The organism is Thalassolituus sp. UBA3500 (assembly GCF_002377545.1).
In the GTDB taxonomy this organism is placed as follows: Bacteria; Pseudomonadota; Gammaproteobacteria; order Pseudomonadales; family Oceanobacteraceae; genus Thalassolituus.
This window is the reverse complement of record NZ_DFQB01000058.1, coordinates 9,635-10,898: the sequence shown is the minus strand read 5'-3', so window position 1 is coordinate 10,898 and position 1,264 is coordinate 9,635. Positions and strand designations below refer to the sequence as shown.

Here is a 1,264-nt window from a genome sequence, read left to right as displayed (position 1 = left end):
CCCCATTCCCCCGGAACCCCCCCCCCCGCCAGCCCAGCGCCGCCAGCCCTTACCCTCTGATTATCAATTTCAATCCTGATCAATCAGAGGGCAGGGCCATGTAATGCGCGTAAAACTCAGTCAAAACTTTTACCTCGACGAATTCACGCGCTCGCAAACTGCAGCGCGTTTCGGTATTGATAACAGCGCCCCGCCAGCTCCTAGCATCCGTTTAATGCGTCTCTGCCGGAACCTGCTGCAACCCCTGCGCAATGAGATCGGCCCGATTCACATCAGCTCAGGCTATCGCAGCCCGGCGCTGAATAAAAAGATCGGCGGCTCGAAAAATTCACAGCACCCCCTGGGTCTCGCTGCAGACATCACCGCCACCGGCAAAACTCCTCACCAGCTCGCTGCCTGCATTCATGCGCGCGGAGGTTACGATCAGCTCATTTTAGAATTCGGTGAATGGGTGCATGTATCTATTCCAGAGAAAGGCGGCATTGCGCGCGGCGAGATCCTGACCGCAGTCAAAGTCCCTCGCCCATTCCGTAAGCCCAAAACCGTCTACGTTCCGGGCCTGCTATCACAAGAAGACGCCCTGAAAATCGCGCTGAAAAAATCGCAAGGCGGTGCGGCATGATCCCAGCAATGCGCGACACTCGTGGGCGCGAATCCAAAACCCTGACCTTTGTTGCCATCAGCTGGGCGGCCCTGGTCGCCAAGTTCCTGGCCGCTGGTGTGGATCTCGGCGCGTTGGGTAAACAGCCGCCCATGTCCGGTACCGAATTCGGCAGCGCCGTCAGTGTTGTGCTCCTTATCTGGCTGGGCCGCGAATGGACAGAAAAGCGCAAGCCCGAGGCGCCAGCAAGTGGGGGCAAAAATGACTGAAAAAATCCTCGGCTTTCTCGCTGCACTCGGCGCCATCTTTGCGCTGGTATTCCGTGCCCGCGCTGCAGAAGAACGTGCCGAAAAAGCAGAACAGACCGCTGACCGGTCGCAAGCTATTACCCGCAATTACGAACGAATCAACACCGCCCGCGCCAGGCTGCGCGAGCAACATGCAAAGGAGGACGCCGCGTATGCTGAAGCACAAAAAGCTGGCCGCCGCGATCACTTTACTGGCCGTTACTAGTACCGGCTGCGCCACTCGCACCGAGTATCAACTGGCCCCGCTACCGCTGCCGCCACGTCCAGAGCTGCCGACCATCCCTGCCGATGATCTCGCGTGTCTGAGTGACAGAACCTATGACGCACTAGCGCAACGTGACAAAGCCCGCCGCCA

4 protein-coding genes are annotated in these 1,264 nt (G+C 58.8%); all 4 read left to right on the top strand.

Going from position 1 to position 1,264, the window contains the following annotated elements:
- Positions 1 to 103: 103 nt before the first annotated feature.
- A complete protein-coding gene (locus tag B2R29_RS13790; protein WP_301181600.1) occupies positions 104 to 622 on the top strand; it encodes a D-Ala-D-Ala carboxypeptidase family metallohydrolase in 519 nt (172 codons plus the stop codon).
- Entirely contained in the window at positions 619 to 870 is a 252-nt protein-coding gene (locus B2R29_RS13785) for a hypothetical protein (protein WP_301181599.1), read from the top strand. Before B2R29_RS13790 ends, B2R29_RS13785 begins: the two co-directional genes overlap by 4 nt.
- On the top strand, positions 863 to 1,114 hold the full coding sequence (locus B2R29_RS13780) for a hypothetical protein (protein WP_301181598.1): 252 nt from the start codon (positions 863 to 865) through the stop codon (positions 1,112 to 1,114). The genes B2R29_RS13785 and B2R29_RS13780 overlap by 8 nt, the downstream gene beginning before the upstream one ends.
- Positions 1,062 to 1,264 (top strand): hypothetical protein (locus B2R29_RS13775; RefSeq protein ID WP_301181597.1); only part of this gene is annotated, 203 nt, incomplete at its 3' end. The genes B2R29_RS13780 and B2R29_RS13775, both read left to right, overlap by 53 nt.